2 protein-coding genes are annotated in these 1,693 nt (G+C 63.7%); both read right to left on the reverse strand.

Annotation, left to right across the window (positions count from 1 at the left end; translation table 11 throughout):
* Positions 1-5: 5 nt before the first annotated feature.
* Complete coding sequence (locus tag EN879_RS34895; protein WP_013532817.1) at positions 6-572, reverse strand: DUF6101 family protein; 567 nt, start codon at positions 570-572, stop codon at positions 6-8.
* Positions 573-758: 186 nt separating this feature from the next.
* Positions 759-1,693 (reverse strand): FAD-binding oxidoreductase (locus EN879_RS34900; RefSeq protein WP_164774799.1); only part of this gene is annotated, 935 nt, incomplete at its 5' end.

Here is a 1,693-nt window from a genome sequence, read left to right on the forward strand (position 1 = left end):
CCTTCCTACTCCCGCGAAATAATCTCCTGGCCGTCGACGACCAGCCTGAGACCGAGGTCGCCAGCTCTGCGGCGAGCGAGGAAACGCGGGCGGCGCGTGTTCGAAATCCGCCCCTTGCGCCGATCCTGCGGCGGCAGCGTCTTGATGGCGGCGCCGAGCGATTCTTCCAGGGTGCGGGCAACGCCGTCCGATTCGATGAGCAGCATCGGCAGGCGGTAAGCGTCGGCCCAGGCGCGCCAGTCGGCTGCGACATCGTCGAGATCGTCGGCCACCAGCAGCGGCACCGACAGCATCGGGTCGTTGTGCAGGAGTTCCAGGGTCACCGTGACATTGCCGTCCGGATCCTCCATGGCGCGGGCGGCAACGCCGCGGAACGCATTGGAAGGCAGAACGATGATCGCGGGCAGGCCGCTCATCTCGAGCAAGCGGCGGATCACGGCGCCGCGCTGGTCGATGGTGAAGGTTACATCGCCGTAGTCGTCGCGAGTCGCGTAGCTCACCACTTGCGGCAGGCGGAATGGGTCGAGACGCATGTTGCGTCCCGCCCAGACTGGCTTCAGTCCGGTGTTCATAGAGTGGCCTTCCTGTCTGTCTCCTGAGAGCCGGTGTCCGGTTCTCTCCGGGCCGGTTTTTCCAGCCTCGTTTGTATGGAGACAGTAGCGCGGGCTCCTTACCGCCCCGCTTAAGAAAGTCGGTTAAATTTTGCTGATCTCAGGGATGGTTATCGGAATCCCACCAGCCACAAGATGTCGAAAGGATCAGATAACCTTACCCGGATTCATGATGCCGGCCGGGTCGAAAGCGGCCTTCACCCTTCGCATCAGATCGATCGCCATCGGCGGCGCGGTGGCGATCAGTTCGTCGCGCTTCAACTGGCCGATGCCATGCTCGGCCGAGATCGAACCGTGCAGGCTGCGCACCACATCGTGCACCGCCTTGTTCATGGGGTGATAGAGAGCGAGGAACGCCTCATCGTCGCCGTCGACGGGCCGGGAAATGTTGTAGTGGAGATTGCCGTCGCCCATATGGCCGAAGCAGACCACGCGCGCGCCGGCGCTCACCGACGCCACCGCGCCGGCGGCTTCTTCGATGAAACGCGGGATCGAGGCGATAGGCACCGAAATGTCGTGCTTGATCGAGGCCCCCTCCGGTTTCTGCGCCTCGGGCAGCAGCTCGCGGAAATTCCAGAAGGCATCGCCCTGCGCGAGACTCGCGGCAATGACGGCGTCGCCGACGAATTCCTGTTCGAGGCCAGCCGAGAGCACATCCTCGATCAACGCTCGCGAATCTTCCGACGAACGGCCTGATGAAATCTGCATCAGCACGTACCACGGCCAGTCCTCGATCAGCGGCCGCACCACACCCTGGGCATGCGCCAGGGTGAAATCATATGGCCGCCTGCCGATCAGTTCGAAAGCGGTGAGTGCTGCCCCGGCACGGTCCATGGCCAGGCCGAACAGCGAAAGTGCCGCCTCGGGCGACGACAGGCCGACGAAGGCGACTTCGCGCCCCTTCGGCTTCGGGAACAGCTTCAGCACGGCGGCGGTGATGACGCCGAGCGTGCCTTCGGCGCCGACGAACAGGTTTTTTAGATCGTAGCCGGTGTTGTCCTTCTTCAGCTTGCGCAGGTCGTCGAACACCTCGCCGGTCGGCAGCACCACCTCGACACCGAGGCAAAGTTCACGCGCATTGC

Origin of the sequence: Mesorhizobium sp. M7A.F.Ca.AU.002.02.1.1 (genome assembly GCF_003998535.1) — a bacterium.
GTDB lineage: Bacteria > Pseudomonadota > Alphaproteobacteria > Rhizobiales > Rhizobiaceae > Mesorhizobium > Mesorhizobium ciceri.